The 15,469-nt window shown below is 68.8% G+C and carries 11 protein-coding genes and 1 pseudogene; 8 read left to right on the plus strand and 4 right to left on the minus strand.

Annotation, left to right across the window (positions count from 1 at the left end; translation table 11 throughout):
* Nucleotides 1–57 precede the first annotated feature (57 nt).
* Nucleotides 58–1,164 (plus strand): annotated as a pseudogene (locus tag AB0F43_RS12150) (LacI family DNA-binding transcriptional regulator); the annotation flags it as partial.
* On the opposite strand, the gene AB0F43_RS12155 reads toward AB0F43_RS12150, so the two are convergent.
* Nucleotides 1,074–1,553, minus strand: a complete 480-nt coding sequence (locus AB0F43_RS12155) for a hypothetical protein (protein ID WP_360474531.1) — start codon at nucleotides 1,551–1,553, stop codon at nucleotides 1,074–1,076. The pseudogene AB0F43_RS12150 and the gene AB0F43_RS12155 sit on opposite strands and share 91 nt — an antisense overlap.
* Before the next feature lie 146 nt (nucleotides 1,554–1,699).
* A complete protein-coding gene (gene soxR, locus AB0F43_RS12160; RefSeq protein ID WP_360474171.1) occupies nucleotides 1,700–2,173 on the minus strand; it encodes a redox-sensitive transcriptional activator SoxR in 474 nt (157 codons plus the stop codon).
* 355 nt (nucleotides 2,174–2,528) lie between these two features.
* Here soxR and AB0F43_RS12165 point away from each other — a divergent pair, with 355 nt between their 5' ends.
* Nucleotides 2,529–4,616 (plus strand): DEAD/DEAH box helicase, encoded by a 2,088-nt coding sequence (locus AB0F43_RS12165; protein WP_360474172.1) that lies wholly within the window; start codon nucleotides 2,529–2,531, stop codon nucleotides 4,614–4,616.
* Between the two features lie 109 nt (nucleotides 4,617–4,725).
* On the opposite strand, the gene AB0F43_RS12170 is transcribed toward AB0F43_RS12165, so the two are convergent.
* Nucleotides 4,726–5,817 carry an aminotransferase class V-fold PLP-dependent enzyme gene (locus tag AB0F43_RS12170; RefSeq protein ID WP_360474174.1) on the minus strand — a complete coding sequence of 364 codons (1,092 nt, stop codon included), beginning with the start codon at nucleotides 5,815–5,817 and terminating at the stop codon, nucleotides 4,726–4,728.
* Nucleotides 5,818–5,955: 138 nt separating this feature from the next.
* Here AB0F43_RS12170 and AB0F43_RS12175 point away from each other — a divergent pair, with 138 nt between their 5' ends.
* The 5 genes from AB0F43_RS12175 to AB0F43_RS12195 are packed head-to-tail and all read left to right on the plus strand — an operon-like array spanning nucleotide 5,956 to nucleotide 12,037.
* Nucleotides 5,956–6,099: a hypothetical protein gene (locus AB0F43_RS12175; protein WP_360474176.1), complete on the plus strand. Its 144-nt coding sequence runs from the start codon at nucleotides 5,956–5,958 to the stop codon at nucleotides 6,097–6,099.
* 12 nt (nucleotides 6,100–6,111) lie between these two features.
* Entirely contained in the window at nucleotides 6,112–8,808 is a 2,697-nt protein-coding gene (locus AB0F43_RS12180) for a penicillin acylase family protein (RefSeq protein WP_360474178.1), read from the plus strand.
* Nucleotides 8,809–8,836: 28 nt separating this feature from the next.
* The gene (locus tag AB0F43_RS12185; protein WP_360474180.1) at nucleotides 8,837–9,442 is read left to right on the plus strand and encodes a YbjQ family protein; all 606 of its coding nucleotides are present in this window, start codon (nucleotides 8,837–8,839) and stop codon (nucleotides 9,440–9,442) included.
* Complete coding sequence (locus tag AB0F43_RS12190) at nucleotides 9,432–10,796, plus strand: GH1 family beta-glucosidase (protein ID WP_360474182.1); 1,365 nt, start codon at nucleotides 9,432–9,434, stop codon at nucleotides 10,794–10,796. Before AB0F43_RS12185 ends, AB0F43_RS12190 begins: the two co-directional genes overlap by 11 nt.
* On the plus strand, nucleotides 10,793–12,037 hold the full coding sequence (locus tag AB0F43_RS12195; protein WP_360474184.1) for an MFS transporter: 1,245 nt from the start codon (nucleotides 10,793–10,795) through the stop codon (nucleotides 12,035–12,037). Before AB0F43_RS12190 ends, AB0F43_RS12195 begins: the two co-directional genes overlap by 4 nt.
* A 781-nt stretch (nucleotides 12,038–12,818) precedes the next feature.
* Here the strand turns inward: AB0F43_RS12195 and AB0F43_RS12200 are convergent.
* Nucleotides 12,819–14,138 (minus strand): MFS transporter, encoded by a 1,320-nt coding sequence (locus tag AB0F43_RS12200; RefSeq protein WP_360474186.1) that lies wholly within the window; start codon nucleotides 14,136–14,138, stop codon nucleotides 12,819–12,821.
* Between the two features lie 111 nt (nucleotides 14,139–14,249).
* On the opposite strand from AB0F43_RS12200, the gene AB0F43_RS12205 reads away from it, so the two are divergent.
* Nucleotides 14,250–15,467 (plus strand): pyridoxal phosphate-dependent aminotransferase, encoded by a 1,218-nt coding sequence (locus AB0F43_RS12205; RefSeq protein WP_360474188.1) that lies wholly within the window; start codon nucleotides 14,250–14,252, stop codon nucleotides 15,465–15,467.
* Nucleotides 15,468–15,469 lie beyond the last annotated feature (2 nt).

The raw sequence follows: 15,469 nt of genomic DNA on the forward strand, positions 1-15,469 counted from the left end.
GCAAGTTCTTGCAGGATCTTGCTGCAAGGTCAACGACCCCTGGGTACAGTGCCCCGGGTGAGCAGCAGAGCGCGGCTGGCGGACATCGCGGCCAAGGCGGGGGTCAGCGAGGCGACGGTCTCGCGGGTGCTGAACGGCAAGCCGGGGGTGGCGGAGGAGACCAAACAGTCGGTCCTCACCGCGCTCGACGTACTGGGGTTCGAACGGCCGACCCGGTTGCGGCGCCGGTCAGCGGGGCTGATCGGGCTGGTGATGCCGGAGCTGATCAACCCGATCTTCCCGGCGTTCGCCCAGGTGATCGAGTCGGCGTTGTCGCAGCGCGGGTTCACCCCGGTGCTGTGCACGCAGTCACCGTCCGGTGCCACCGAGGAGGAGTACGTCGAGATGCTGCTCGAGCGCGGCGTCTCCGGGATCATCTTCGTCTCCGGTCTGCACGCGGACACCGGTGCCGACCATGTGCGCTATCAGGCACTGGTGGACCGGCGGCTGCCGGTGGTGTTCGTGAACGGCTGGCTGCCCACGGTGGAGGCGCCGTTCGTGTCGTCGGACGAGTACGCCGCGATGGAACTGGCCGTGGCCCATCTGGTTGCCCTCGGCCACCGCCGGATCGGCTTCGCCTCCGGGCCGGAACGGTTCATCGTGGTGCAACGCAAGCTGGCCGGCTACCGCACCTCGATGAAGGCCCAGCTCGGCCTGTCCGACCCCGAGCTCGACGAGCTGGTTGCCTTGAGCATGTTCGGTGTCGAGGGCGGGGCCGCGGCCGCGCAGCAGCTACTCGACGTCGGCGTCAGCGCGGTCGTCTGCGGCTCCGACATGATGGCGCTCGGCGTCATCCGCGCCGCCCGGCAACGTGGTCTCGCGGTTCCCGGCGACATCTCGGTAGTGGGGTACGACGACGCCCCGATGATGGAGTTCACCGACCCGCCGCTGACCACCATCCGCCAGCCTGTGCAGGCGATGGGCCTGGCCGCGGTCCAGTCGCTGCTGGAAGAGGTCCGCGGCCACACCACCCCGCACACCGAGTTCCTGTTCCGCCCCGAGCTGGTCGTCCGGGGGTCCACCGGGCCGGCGCGCTAGTTCCAGTCGTCGCAGGTCTTCGTCTTGAAGTCCTCGAGCGACTCGGACCTGTTTCCTTCCTGCTCGCGCTCCGGTACGAGCACTGTGCCCGGTTTCAGGCCGGACAGCTCCCGGTCGCTGAATTCGAGGTGGGTCGCCGACCAGTTGCCGTCGTTCGACCACCCGTAGATCGTGTACTGCTGCTCCGGGTCCCGCCTCACGAACTCCCCGACCAGAGCCCACCCGTTGCCGCCAGAGTCCAGGTCGAACTGCGAGAACCTGGTCACCGGAGAGCTGACCTCCCACTTGCCGAGGGTCTTGTCATCCCGGTACAGCGTCGCGCCGTCGATGTGCCCCTCGCACATCTGGATGACGATCACCGGGTGGCCGGCGGTGTCGACTGTCACGCCGACCACCCCGCCTGGCGGGACCGTGCAGCCCGTGAGGCCGGCACAGCAGGCGGCTGCGGCGCCCCAGATCCCCACCCACCTACGCACGGAATCAGGATAGGTGCCGGACGGGGTCATACCCGGAGCTCCGATCCGGAGCCGGGTCGGGTCGTACTGCTACGACGCGCGGCGTCGAGTTGTCGACTGTGGTTCGGGATCGGGGGGTCCGGACCGGAATTGACGAGTCGGCGGGGCTATTCGCCGGGGATGCCGACGTTGAGGATGCGGGCGCCGGGGCCGCGTTCGGCCAGGCGGTCGGCCTTGTTGTAGAGGTTGCAGCGTTGGAGGCTGAGACAGCCGCAGCCGATACAGCCGTCCAGGTCGTCGCGCAGCCGCTCGAGCTCGGCGATGCGTTCGTCGAGGCGGGTCCGCCACGACTTCGACAACCGGCTCCAGTCCGCGCGGGTCGGCGTACGGTCGTCCGGCAACGAGTCCAGCGCGCTCTTGATCTCGGACAGCGCCAGCCCGACCCGCTGGGCCGCCTGGACGAAGGCGATCCGCCGCAACGTGCTGCGCTGGTACTGCCGCTGGTTCCCGGCCGTACGCCGGGAATGGATCAGGCCCTGGTCCTCGTAGAAACGCAGCGCCGACGCGGCGACTCCGGACCGATGCGCGATCTCCCCGATGGACAGCCAGTGATCCTTGCTCGGAACGTTCTCCTCCGCCATACCGCCACCCTAGAATGGTCGCGCAAGAATTCAACCTCACTTGAACTGCGCGAAGTAGGCCACCGTGCCGAGTGGTCTGGTCCCGGGACGGTGTGGTCAGGGCAGCGGTCGCGGTCGGGTATACTTTTCTGCGTCGGTGCGCGCGTCGCGTCACCAGAGATTTTCCCAGGCGCTCCGACCCGTCGGTTTCAGCATCCGGCTGAAGGTCCCCGGCGACATGGGTGCAACGCGATAGCACCCGCAGGTCGATGCCCGTCTCCTGCCCAGCACGTTCTGTCCGGTCACGTCTGTGACCGGCCTTTCTGTGCGGTTGCGATCCGGCCATCCGTCCGTGACGTTGAGAGAGAGTTTTTGCGTGACCCAGCACCACCAGGAGAACCACTCCGCCGACGCCGACCAGGCTGACGGCCGGATCAAGAAGCCGCGGCACAAGAAGTTCCAGACCCAGTCGTACGGCGAGCGGATGGCGGCCGAGGCCGCCGCCTCGCCGGCCGGCGAGGTCCGTAGCGACGCCGCCCGCGGTGAGGTTCGCAACGACGCCGCGCGCGGTGAGCGCCGCGGTGGACCCACCCAGTACTCCGACCGCGGTTCCCGCACCTTCGGTAACGACCGGCGCGACAACCGCCCGGTGAAGGGCTACCGCGCCGAGCGTGCCGGCGAGCCGCGCACCGACCGCCGGCCCGTCAACCGCGACGACCGGCCGGCCTACAACCGCGATGAGCGCCCGGCTTACAACCGGGACGAGCGTCCGAGCTTCAGCCGCGACGAGCGGCCGCAGTACGGCGACCGGAGCCGCACCGACCGCCCGCAGTTCAACCGTGACGACCGCCCGCAGTTCCGGCGGGAGGACCGGCCGCAGTACAACCGCGGCGATCGTGACAACCGGGGCGACCGGGCGCGGTCCGGCGACCGTCCGCAGTACAACCGGGACGACCGGCCGCAGTACAACCGCGACAACCGTGACGACCGGCCGTCGTACCGGCGCGAGGAGCGGCCGTCGTACGACCGTTCGTCGTACCGGCGGGACGACACGCGCTCGTCGTACCAGGAGAACAAGCGGGTGGAGGAGCCGGTGGATCTGGGGAACGTTGCTCCGGACAACCAGTTCGCCGCCCTCGGGTTGTCGCCGCGGCTGGTGCAGCGGCTGGCCCGGGACGGGATCACCACGCCGTTCCCGATCCAGACCGCGACCATCCCGGACGCATTGGCCGGCAAGGACGTGCTCGGCCGCGGTCAGACCGGCTCCGGCAAAACGCTCGGTTTCGGCCTGCCGACGCTGATGCGCCTGGCCGGCGGCCACACCGAGTCGCGCCGTCCGCGCGGCGTGGTGCTGGTGCCGACGCGGGAGCTGGCGATGCAGGTGCACGACGCGCTCGAGCCGCTGGCGCACGTGATGAACGTGTCGCTCAAGCTGATCGCCGGCGGCCTGCCGTACCCGAAGCAGATCGAGTCGCTGCGCCGTGGCGTCGACCTCCTGATCGCGACCCCCGGCCGGCTGATCGACCTGTGTGAGCAGGGCGCGGCCGACCTCGGCGCGGTGGAGATCGCCGTCCTCGACGAGGCCGACCACATGTGCGACATGGGCTTCATGCCGGCCGTCACCACGCTGCTCGACATGACCCCGCCGGAGGGACAGCGGCTGCTGTTCTCGGCGACGCTGGACAACGACGTCGACAAGATCGTGAAGACGTACCTGAAGGACCCGGTCCAGCACTCGACCGAGTCCGGTCAGGCATCGGTCAGCACGATGGAGCACCACATGCTGGTGATCGAGCCGGGGCACAAGCAGTCGCTGACGGCCGAGCTGGCCAGCCGTGACGGCCGGACGATCGTCTTCGTCCGCACCAAGCTGGGCGCCGACCGGGTCGCCACCCAGCTGCGGGATCGCGGCGTGATGGCCGCGGCGCTGCACGGCGGCCTGACCCAGGGCGCCCGGAACCGGACGCTGGACCAGTTCAAGGACGGTTCGGTACCGGTGCTGGTGGCAACGGATGTTGCCGCGCGCGGTATCCACGTCGACGACGTCGGCCTGGTCGTCCAGGCCGACCCGGCCGCGGACCACAAGGACTACCTGCACCGCGCCGGACGTACGGCGCGCGCCGGGGGCAAGGGTGCGGTCGTCACCCTGGTCCTGCCGCACCAGCGGCGCGGGATGATCCGGCTGGCCGAGTCCGCCGGGGTCGAGGCCGCGCCGGTGAAGGCCCGTCCGGGTGACGAGCTCGTCACCGAGCTGACCGGCGGCAGCAAGCCGTCCGGCTACCCGGTGAAGCTTCCGGCGCCGAAGCCGCAGCGGTTCGGCAAGGGCGGCGGCGGCAAGCGGTTCGGCAGCAGCCGGCCGGGTCGCGGTCACGACGGTCGCGGCAGCAGCGGTCCGCGCCGCGGCAACGGCCCGCGCCGTACCGACAGCAACCGCTACGAAGGTGGCAAGTCCTACCAGCGCTGATCATCCAGCAGGCCCTGACCTCGGCATGAGGTCAGGGCCTGCTGGCGTTCTCTGTCAGCGATGGCGTGCTGCAACGCGCCAGTGAGCACATCAGCCGTCAGTGAGCGACCTACTGCGTGAGGATCGCCCAGAGGCGGGCGAGGATGACGGCGATCTCGTTGTCGCCGAGTGGGACGAGCTCGAGGACGAGTTCGTCCTCGTCGGCCCGGTCCGTCATCACGTAGATCGGCGGTGAGCCCGCTTCCAGCTCGGTCGCGATGCGTTTGGCGTCGGCAACCTTCAGCAGTACGCGCGAGATCTGCAACCCGGTCGGATCCGGCAGAACCTCCGCCGACACCCCAGGGATCTCTGCGGCCGAACCGGCGAACGAGACCACCTTGGCGAGCTGGTCCGCCTCCCACTTGACCCGGTCGAACGCCTGCCATTCCTCGAGGGCGGCCAGGACACCGATGACGGCTTCCTTGGTCGGCTTCATCACCCGGCCGATGCCGTTGTCCTGGGCCCGGACGGACTGCACCAACGACCAGCTGCCGGCGATCAGCCCGGCGGTGGGGGAGCCGAGGTACTTCTGCCCGCTGACCAGCACGAGGTCCGCGCCGGTCGCCAGCAGGTCGGCGATCCGCGGGAACTGAGCGGCGCCGTCGAGGATCGCCGGTACGCCGCGACGGTGAGCGGCACGTACGGCGGCGACCAGGTCGATCGGCTCGCCTTGCGTCAGCCGGGACGAGACGAGAAGGAGGCAGGCGACGTCCGGCCCGTCCAGCTCCTCCTCCAGATCGTCAATGCCACAACGGGTTTCGTCGCCGGCCAGGTCGACCTGCGCACCGGCGAGACGGATGCCCTGCAGGTTGGAGTGGCCGTAGTTGACGACATGGACGGCCGGCAGGACCACGCGGTTGTGCATAGCCGTCGTGTCCGGCAACGCGGCCACCCGGCGCGGATCGCCGCCGGTCATGGTGGCCGCGACCGAGAGCGTGATCCCCGCGGCGGTGCAGTGGACGACCGCGCCGGCCTGGGCGCCGGTCACCTGGGCGATGGCCTCGCTCGCCCGGTCGCCGAGCTCGTCCATGACGAAGAACTCAGGCAAGGCCTGTGCGACGGCCGCCGCCACGGACTGGGAACTCCGGGACACTCCGAGTGGGGTGTACGTCCCCCTGGCGTTGATCACCACACTCAGCCGGTACCGATCGTGGATGCTCATGGTCTTGCACACAGTAGTGGTCACCGACAGTGTTGGCGAGACTCAGTTCGGTCCCGATCTTGACCCGAAGCTACTGGTGAGTCATTCTCAGTTTTTCAGTACTCCCCTGCCGTCCTGGTCGCGTCTCGAGGAGGATCTGTGCAGCTCCGCCCCGCTCACCGAACCATCCGTACGACGATCGCCGCGGCTGCGATCACAGCACTGCTCGCCTTCCTTCCCACACCCACCCAAGCCAAGTCCGAGGCTGCGGCGGCGCCACCGGTGGACTACTGCGTCGGCTAGTGCGGCGACATCTTGCCACCGGGACAGAACGGCAACGCCACCTTCACGGATCTCCTTCTTTTCAAGGGTTTCGGGACCCGGCCGGCGCATTTCAGCGACTCGCTCAAGCCGTACCAGAACCTGGTCTGGAACTCCACCGGCATCACCGACGACGGTCTCGGCGCGTACTTCGACGACGCGTCGTTCGGCGTGAAAGCAGGTGACGTCGCGAGCACGATTCAGCCGCGTGCGGACGTGAGGATCGTGCGGGACAAGTCGCGCGGGATCCCGCACATCACCGGCACCACCCGGCGTGGGGTGATGTTCGGCGCCGGGTACGCGGGGGCGCAGGACCGGCTGTTCGTGATGGATGTGTTCCGCCATCTCGGCCGCGGCCAACTGACCCCGTTCGCGGGTGGGGCGCCGGCCAATCGCGCGTTCGAGCAGGAGTTCTGGCGCACCGCGCCGTACACGGAAGCCGACCTGCAGCGGCAGTACGACGACGCCGACGAGAGGTACGGCGCCGACGGCGTGAAGATGCAGCAGGACATCCAGGCCTGGGTCGACGGGGTCAACCACTACATCAACACCGTCGGCCTCGCGTACCCCGGTGAGTACGTCGCGCTCGGACTGGACTGGCCGACACCACAGTGGAAGGTGACCGACGTGGTCGCCACCGCGGCCGTCGTCGCGGGCATCTTCGGCACCGGCGGCGGACACGAGGTCACGTCGGCGCTGGCCTTGCTCGAGGCACAAGCGAAGTACGGCGTTGCCCTAGGCACCAAGGTCTGGGAGTCGTTCCGGTCGCAGAACGACCCGGAGGCGAACACCACGGTGCACAACGGCGCGACCTTCCCGTACGGCGTCACGGGTCCGAACCCGGCGGGTCGCGCGATGCCGGATCGCGGCTCGGTCACTCCGGAGCCTCAGGTCATCGATCAGACGGCCGGGACGGCGAGCAAACCGGCGCCGAAGGGTGCGGAGTCCCTGCGCGGCATCTTCGACCGCGGCCTGTTCCCGGAGGGGTTCGGCGAGAAGGGCATGTCGAACGCCCTGCTCGTCTCCGGCGCGCACACCGAGAGCGGCAACCCGGTCGCGGTCTACGGACCGCAGACCGGCTACTTCGCCCCGCAACTTCTGCTCCGGCAGGAACTCCAAGGTCCAGGTGTCAGCTCCCGTGGTATCGCCTTCGCCGGCCTGAACTTCTACACCCTGATCGGTCGCGGTCCCGACTACTCGTGGAGCGCCACGTCGGCCGGCCAGGACATCACCGACACGTTCGCCGTACCGCTGTGCGAACCCGGCGGCGGGACGCCGACGAAGAGCTCGCAGTACTACGAGTTCCGCGGCCATTGTGTCCCGATCGAGCGGCTCGAGCGACACAACGAGTGGTACTCCAGCCTGGGATCGTCCGAACCGGCCGGGTCGTACACCTTGGTTGCCCTGCGCACCAAATACGGCATCGTCACGCACCGCGGCACGGTCGGCGGCCGGCCGGTGCTGTTCACCAAGAACCGTTCGACCTACGGGAACGAGGCAGGATCCGCGCTCGGGTTCATGCAGCTCAACGACCCGGACAGGATCCACTCCGCGGCCGACTTCCAGAGGGCGGCGCACAACATCGGCTACACGTTCAACTGGTTCTACACGGACAAGACGTCGATCGCGTACTTCAACTCCGGTGACAACCCGGTCCGCGCCGCGGGCGGTGATCCCAACCTGCCGACCTGGAGCTCGTACGAGTGGCAGGGCTGGAACCCGGACACCAACCGGGCGACCTACACTCCGGCCGCCCAGCACCCGCAAGTCGTCAACCAGGACTACCTGACCAGCTGGAACAACAAGCAGGCACCCGGATTCTCGGCATCGGACGGTCAGTTCGGCTACAACGCGGTCTACCGCAGCCAGCCGCTCGACGACCGGATCAAGGCGGTCATCAACAGCGGGCAGAAGTTCACCCGCGGCAAGCTGGTCGAGGCGATGGAGGACGCGGCCACCGTCGACCTCCGCGGCGACCAGGTCGTTCCGTATCTGTTGAGGGTCCTGAAGTCTGCCCCGATCACCGATCCGGCCGTCGCCGACGCGGTCGCGAAGCTGACCGCGTGGCAGGCGGCGGGCAGCCACCGCAAGACTCCGAACGCTTCGTCGAAGGTCTACGACCACAGTGAGGCGATCCGGATCCTCGACGCCTGGTGGCCACTGCTGGTGCCGGCCCAGTTCAAGGACCTGGGCCCCGAGTTGTACGGCGCCCTGGTCGCGAACCTGAAGATCGACGAGCGCCCGGGTGCGCAGGGATCCGCGTTCCAGAACGGATGGTGGGGTTTCGTTCAGCGCGACCTGCGCAAGGTGCTCGGCGATCCGGTGCGGACGCCGCAGCCGGTCACGTACTGCGGCGGCGGTTCGCTCGCGGCCTGCCGTACGGTGCTCGCCGACTCTTTGCTGGCGGCAACCAAGGTCCCGGCGGCGACGACATACCCGGCGACCGCGGACTGTGCCGCGGGAGACCAGTTCTGCGCGGACCAGATCGCGCACAGCCCGATGGGTGGCATCACCCAGGACCGGATCGCCTGGGTCAACCGGCCGACGTACCAGCAGGTGATCGAGTTCCCGGCACGCCGGGGTGACGACGTCAGCAACCTGGCGCCGGCGCGGTCCGTCCGGGTCACTGGGACGCGGCGGGCGACGTCGTACGGGTACGCGCTCCACGAGTTCCAGGTCTTCCGCCAATGACGACCGGGCAGCCTGTCAGGATGAAGGCATGAACCAGACTTTCCCCCCGAACCCGAACCAGCCGTACCCGCCGCAGCAGGGTTACCAGCAGGGCCCGCCGCCCGGTTACGCGCCGCCGCAGCAGCAGCCCGGCTACCAGCAGGGTCCGCCGCCGCAGGGGTACGGGCAGCAGCCGGGCTACGGTCAGCCCGGGTACGGTCAGGCTCCCGGCAACTACCAGCCGGCCCCGCAGAACGCACCCCACATCGCGCCGCAGGGTTCGCCGTACCCGGTGCTGGTCTCGACCATGAACGACCTGCCCGGGTACACCGCGGAGAAGGTGTTCGGCGAGGTGTTCGGGCTGACCGTGCGCAGCCGCGACTTCGGGTCGAACTTCGCCGCCGGCTTCCGGTCGCTGGCCGGTGGCGAGGTGCCGGAGTACACCCAGATGCTGGCCGAGTCCCGGCATGTCGCCGTGATGCGGATGTGCCAGATGGCGCAGCAGATGGGCGCGAACGCGATTCTCGCGATGCGGTTCGACTGCACCGAGATCGCCAACACGATGAGCGAGGTGGCCGCCTACGGCACCGCGGTCATCGCCCGCAAGAACGAGCCGGCACCGGCCCCTCCTGAGGATGATGCCCATGACAGCTGACCTGACCTTCGGCCCCGGCTTCCGCTGGGGGGTGTCGACGTCGGCGTACCAGATCGAAGGGGCCGTCGCCGAGGGTGGCCGCGGCCCGTCGGTCTGGGACACGTTCTGCGCCGAGCCGGGCCGGATCCTGAACGGCGACACCGGTGCGGTGGCCTGCGACCACTACCACCGGTACGCCGAGGACGTCGCGCTGATGCGGGAGCTCGGGGTCGACACCTACCGGTTCTCGTTCGCGTGGCCGCGGATCCAGCCCTCGGGCAGCGGGCCGGGCAACGCGGCCGGGCTGGACTTCTACGACCGGCTGATCGACACGCTGCTGGGTGCGGGCATCCAGCCGGCGCCGACGCTGTACCACTGGGACACGCCGCAGCCGCTGGAGGACGCCGGCGGGTGGCTCGATCGCTCCATCACGGATCGATTCGCCGACTACGCCGCGATCTTGGCCGCGCACTTCGCTGATCGGGTGCCGCTGTGGATCACGATCAACGAGCCGATGGTGCTCACGCTGATGGGGTACTCGCTCGGCGCTCACGCGCCCGGCAAGGAGCTGCTGTTCGACGCGCTCCCGGTGGCGCATCACCAGCTGCTGGCGCACGGGCGCGCGGTGCAGGCGCTACGGGCGGGTGGGGCGACGAACATCGGGATCGCCAGCAACCACGCCCCGACCTGGCCGGCCAGCGACAGCGTCGAGGACAAGGAAGCGGCCGCTCTCTACGACAACCTGATCAACTGGCTGTTCGCCGACCCCGTCCTGCTCGGCAGCTATCCATCCGGTTTCGAGGCCGCGATGCCCGGCCCGGTCTCGGATGACCTCGCAATCATCTCCACGCCGCTGGACTTCTTCGGCATCAACCACTACGCGCCGGTGTCCGTCGGCGCCGCGACCGGGCAGGCCGACACCGCCGCGACGGACGGGATCCTGCTCCCGCCGGGCCTGCCGTTCGAGCCGCGAGTGCTCGCCGGCTACGAGCGGACCGACTTCGGCTGGCCGATCGTGCCGTCGGCGTTCGGCGAGATCCTGCGCGCCTTCAAGGATCGGTACGGCGACCGGCTGCCACCGATCTACATCACCGAGAACGGGTGCTCGTTCGGCGACGGACCCGTCGGCGGCGTGGTCGCCGACCAGCGCCGGATCGACTACCTGAACGGGTACCTGCGCTCGCTCCGGCAGGCGATGGACGACGGTGTCGACGTCCGCGGGTACTTCCACTGGTCGCTGCTGGACAACTTCGAGTGGGCGGCCGGATACTCCCAGCGGTTCGGCCTGGTGCACGTCGACTTCGACACCCAGGTCCGGACGCCGAAAGCGTCGTACCACTGGTTCCGTGACGTGATCGCGCAGAGCCGCGGATGATCCCCGAGCCGGGCGTCGTGCCAACGGCGTTCGCGGAGCCGGCCGTCCGGGTCCGGTCGCGGTGGACGGCGGCCGTCGTACTGGCCAATGTCGGGGTGTTCGCGGCCTGGCTGGGGCCGATCCAGGTGCTGCTGGCGAAGCAGTCCCAGGCGGTTGCTCCGGGCAACAAGGAGTTCGTGTTCGGGCTGGTCACCGGCGTCGGCGCCGCGGTTTCGGTGATTGCGAACCCGCTGGCCGGTGCGATCTCCGACCGTACGACGTCCCGCTTCGGCCGCCGGGTCCCGTGGGTGCTGGCGGGCGCTGCCGGAGGTGTCGTCGGGTTGCTGGTGCTGGCCGGTGTCGCGTCCGTGGCCTGGATGCTGGTCGGCTGGTGCCTGCTGCAACTGTTCGGCAACGCGTTGCTCGCGGCAATCACCGCCGCCGTCCCCGATCGGGTCCCGGCACTCCAGCGTGGCGCGGTCGGGGGATGGGTCGCACTGTCCCAGGTCCTCGGCGCCTTGGTCGGCACCGGGTTGGCGACGTACTTCGGCGGTATCGGCGCCGGGTACGTCGCCTGTGCGGTCTTCCTGCTGTTGTCGGTGGTGCCGTATCTCGTGGGCAGTGGCGACGAGCGGTTGGCCTCGCGACCGCCGCTGGTGGCGCGTGAGTTCCTCCGCGGTTTCTGGATCAGCCCGCGCCGCTACCCGGACTTCGGCTGGGGATGGCTGACCCGCTTCCTGTTCAACGTCGGGAATGCGCTCGGGACGCTGTACCTGTTCTTCTACCTGCAGGACGAGGTCCGCGTCGACGAGCCGGACACCGCCGTACTGATCCTGACCGCGATCTACAGCGTCTGCGTCCTCGTCACCTCGGTGGTGTTCGGCACCTGGTCGGACCGGATCGCCCGCCGCAAGATCTTCGTCACCGGCTCCGGCGTGGTGATGGCGATCGCCGGCGTCGTCCTCGCCGGCTGGCCCACCTGGCCCGGCGCCGTTCTCGGCGCGATCATCCTCGGCGCCGGCTTCGGCGTCTACCTGTCCGTCGACTTCGCCCTCCTCACCCAGATCCTGCCCAGCGCCCGCGACCGCGCCAAGGACCTCGGCGTCATCAACATCGCCAACTCACTGCCCCAGGTCCTCGCCCCGGCGATCGCCGCCCCCATCGTCAAACACCTCGGCGGCTACCCCGTCCTCTACCTCCTGGCCGCCACCGTCACCGCCTTGGCCGGCCTCCTGGTCCGCCAGATCCGCACAGTCGCGTAGTTGTCACCTACGCGGTCAGCGCGTGCTCCGACGCGCGGCGTGGTCGGCCACGCCCGGTCCAAGGAGCTTCTTCACTGGGATGTGCAGCCGCCGCTCAGTGAGCCCGGTGCCGGATTCGGGCAATCCCTTCGTTACCGCCGGATGTAAGGCGGAAAGCCCTGAGCGCTGAAGCCGCCGGGGGTTGGGCTACGCCGTGTCTGACGGTTCAGGGCCGTGAAGGGTGGGTGTGGTTTCGCGGGTTCCGCTGGGTGATGGGTGAAGAGTGGGTGTGGTTCCGCGGGCTCCGCTGCGTGATGGTGCTGGTCGGTGCGATGTGCCTCAAGGGCGCCTTGCGGCGTCCGCTGCGCGGATCTTCGACCCCTGACCCACACCACACCGACCAGGGAAGGACGCAGCTACGTGGATCCCGCGGGAGGTGTGACCCGAGTGGGGTGGATGACTCTTGCGAACCTGGTGGCCGGGTTGCCCGTGGAGCCGGCCGGGTCTGGTTGGGCGAGAGGGGCCGTGGGTGCATCGAGTCGCGGATTCTGGTTCGGGAGACCGCGATTTTTCGACCACGATTGACGACTCGATGATCCATCCCAGGGGCTGCCCCCGGAAATCCCGCCATGCGGACAAGCCCGGCCACATGCCGAAACCAGCCCCTCGGATCCACGGCCAGTGGCAGGTTATGTCACCGCTGGCGTGCTGCAACCCGCCAGCGGTGACGCAACCCGCCAGCCACCTCCAACCACATCCACCAGTCCTCAGCCCCACCCTCGGCGGCAACCGTCAGACGAGGCTAGGCGGGGACGAGTTCAGGCTGGGTGGCTACGGCGGTGTACTCGTGGGTCAGGCGGCGGTAGGCGGTGGTGAGGAAAGCCAGGAGTACGACGATCAGCATGACGGTGCTCGCGATGACGAAGGTGAGGGCCAGGCCTCGGGAGTGACCTTCGCCCAGGAGCCAGCCGAAGGTGGTGTGGCCGGAGGTGGAGTTCATGTAAGGGACCAGGAGGAACTGGGCCACCGGTCCGATGGCGAAGGCCGCGACCGGGGTGGAGGCCGACTCGATGCTGTGGGCGAAGCCGAAGATGCGTCCCTGGGTCTCGAACGGGACGACGCGCTGCAGGATCGTCTGCTCGGCCGCCTCGGCGACCGGGACGACCAGGAAGAACCCGAGCATGCCCAGCACCAGCAGCGACTGCCATTCGCGGATGGCGGTGGTCATGCCGATGACGGCGATCGCCACGTTCGCCAGCAGCAGCAGGCGCAGCGGCGAACGGCCCAGGCCGAAGCGCGCGACGGCCGCGCCGCCGGCGATGAAACCGATGCTGGTGACGCCGAGCACGATGCCCCATGCCTCGACGGAGAACAAGGTCAGGCCGTACGGGTCCATCAGCGTCATGAACACGCCCATGACCAGGTTGTTGAAGGTGCTGAACAGGACCAGCGGCACCAGACCCGGTACGGCGCGCATCGTCCGCCACGAACCGCGCAGATCCATGTGACGCCGCGCGTGACGGGCGGGGCGCGGCTCGTCGATCCGGATCGCGAGCAGCAGGTGTCCGAGTACGACGAAGGTGAGTACGAGCGCGATGACGACCGTACCGCCCATACCGAGGAATCCGACAGACAGGCCGCTGAGGATGCTGGTCACCAGGTGAGCCAGGCCGTTGACCGTGCCGACCATGCCGTTGGCCTTGTCGCGGCGGTCCTCGGGAATCAGGAGCGTGACAGTCGTGGACAGTGCGATGCTCCGCAGTCCGCCGGCGAGGCTGCCAATGAGTACGAAGGCCGCGAACACCCAGAACCACGGCCTGGTCCAGTCGGTCACCGGGACCAGCAGGTAGACCAACCCGGCCGCGGCGAAGGCGGCCGCGGTGATCGAGCTGGAGATGACCATCGCGGTCTTCTTCCGGTTCGCGTCGACGATCGCGCCGAAGACGGCACCGGACAACGCGCCGGCCAGCATCGAGCTGCCGGCGACGATCGACGCGACCAGCACGGACTCGGTCACCAGGTAGACCCAGAACGCCAGCGCGAAGGACAGGAAGGTGCTCGTGACGTTGGCGACGAGCGTGTTCAGCAGCAACCGCTTGAAGGTGCTGTTGTGCTCACTCATGGTGACTCCTAGGTCGTGATCTGGTCGGCTCTCACTTGTTCGTCGTACTGACATGGCGAGATTTGACACACTCGGCGGAAAGAATTCGTGACCGCGGTTAGGGTGCGGACCATGCCGCCGCTGATGCAGTCGTCCAAGCTCGCGAACGTCTGCTACGAAATCCGTGGACCGGTGCTGGAGGAGGCGCAGCGGCTGGAGGCGGCGGGGCATCGGATCCTCAAGCTCAACACCGGCAACCCCGCGCCGTTCGGCTTCGAGTGCCCGCCGGAGATCCTCGAGGACATCGTCCGCAGCCTCGCGGACGCCCACGGTTACGGCGACGCGAAGGGTCTGCCGGCCGCCCGCCGGGCCGTCGTACAGCACTACCAGCCGTGGGGCGTCCACCTCGACATCGAGGACGTCTACATCGGCAACGGCGTCTCCGAGCTGATCCAGATGGCCGTGCAGGCGCTGCTCGAGGACGGCGACGAGGTCCTCATTCCCGCCCCGGACTACCCGCTGTGGACCGCGGCGGTCGCACTGGCCGGAGGTACGCCGGTGCACTACCGCTGCGATGAGCAGTCAGACTGGATGCCCGACCCGGCCGACATCGAGCGGAAGATCACCGACCGCACGAAAGCACTGGTGATCATCAACCCGAACAACCCCACCGGCGCCGTCTACGACCGCGAACTGCTCGTGCAGCTCGCCGACATCGCGCGCCGGCACGGTCTGCTGATCTACGCCGACGAGATCTACGACAAGATCCTGTACGACGAGGCCGTCCATACCCCGGTGGCCTCGCTGGCTCCCGACGTACTCACGTTGACCTTCAACGGGCTGTCGAAGGCGTACCGGGTGGCCGGCTATCGCTGCGGGTGGATGGCGGTGAGCGGGCCCAGGCACCAGGCGGCGAGTTATCTGGAGGGCCTGACGATCCTGTCGAACATGCGGCTGTGCGCCAACATGCCGGCGCAGCACGCGGTCGCCACCGCGCTCGGCGGCAGGCAGTCGATCAAGGATCTGGTGCTGCCCGGCGGACGACTGCTGGCTCAGCGCGACACGGCGTACGAGCTGCTCACCCAGATCCCCGGGGTGAGCTGCGTGAAGCCGAAGGGTGCGCTGTACGTGTTCCCGCGGCTGGACCCGAAGGTGTTCGGGATCACCGACGACCGCCAGCTCGTCCTCGACCTGCTCCGGGCCGAGAAGATCATGATCGTGCACGGCACCGGCTTCAACTGGCCCGAACCCGACCACGTCCGCATCGTCACCCTGCCTCACAAGGACCAGCTCGAAGCCGCCGTCACCCGAATCGCGACGTTCCTCGAGAGCTACCGCCAGCGCCCCTGACG

This window comes from Kribbella sp. NPDC023972 (genome assembly GCF_040639075.1).
GTDB lineage: Bacteria > Actinomycetota > Actinomycetes > Propionibacteriales > Kribbellaceae > Kribbella.

What these genes read in the sequence shown, in the direction of transcription:
- soxR (WP_360474171.1), bottom strand. Translation starts at nt 2,173, where the DNA reads ATGGCGGAGGAGAACGTTCCGAGCAAGGATCACTGGCTGTCCATCGGG.
- AB0F43_RS12170 (WP_360474174.1), bottom strand. Translation starts at nt 5,817, where the DNA reads ATGAGCATCCACGATCGGTACCGGCTGAGTGTGGTGATCAACGCCAGG.
- AB0F43_RS12185 (WP_360474180.1), top strand. Translation starts at nt 8,837, where the DNA reads ATGAACCAGACTTTCCCCCCGAACCCGAACCAGCCGTACCCGCCGCAG.
- AB0F43_RS12190 (WP_360474182.1), top strand. Translation starts at nt 9,432, where the DNA reads ATGACAGCTGACCTGACCTTCGGCCCCGGCTTCCGCTGGGGGGTGTCG.
- AB0F43_RS12195 (WP_360474184.1), top strand. Translation starts at nt 10,793, where the DNA reads ATGATCCCCGAGCCGGGCGTCGTGCCAACGGCGTTCGCGGAGCCGGCC.
- AB0F43_RS12200 (WP_360474186.1), bottom strand. Translation starts at nt 14,138, where the DNA reads ATGAGTGAGCACAACAGCACCTTCAAGCGGTTGCTGCTGAACACGCTC.
- AB0F43_RS12205 (WP_360474188.1), top strand. Translation starts at nt 14,250, where the DNA reads ATGCCGCCGCTGATGCAGTCGTCCAAGCTCGCGAACGTCTGCTACGAA.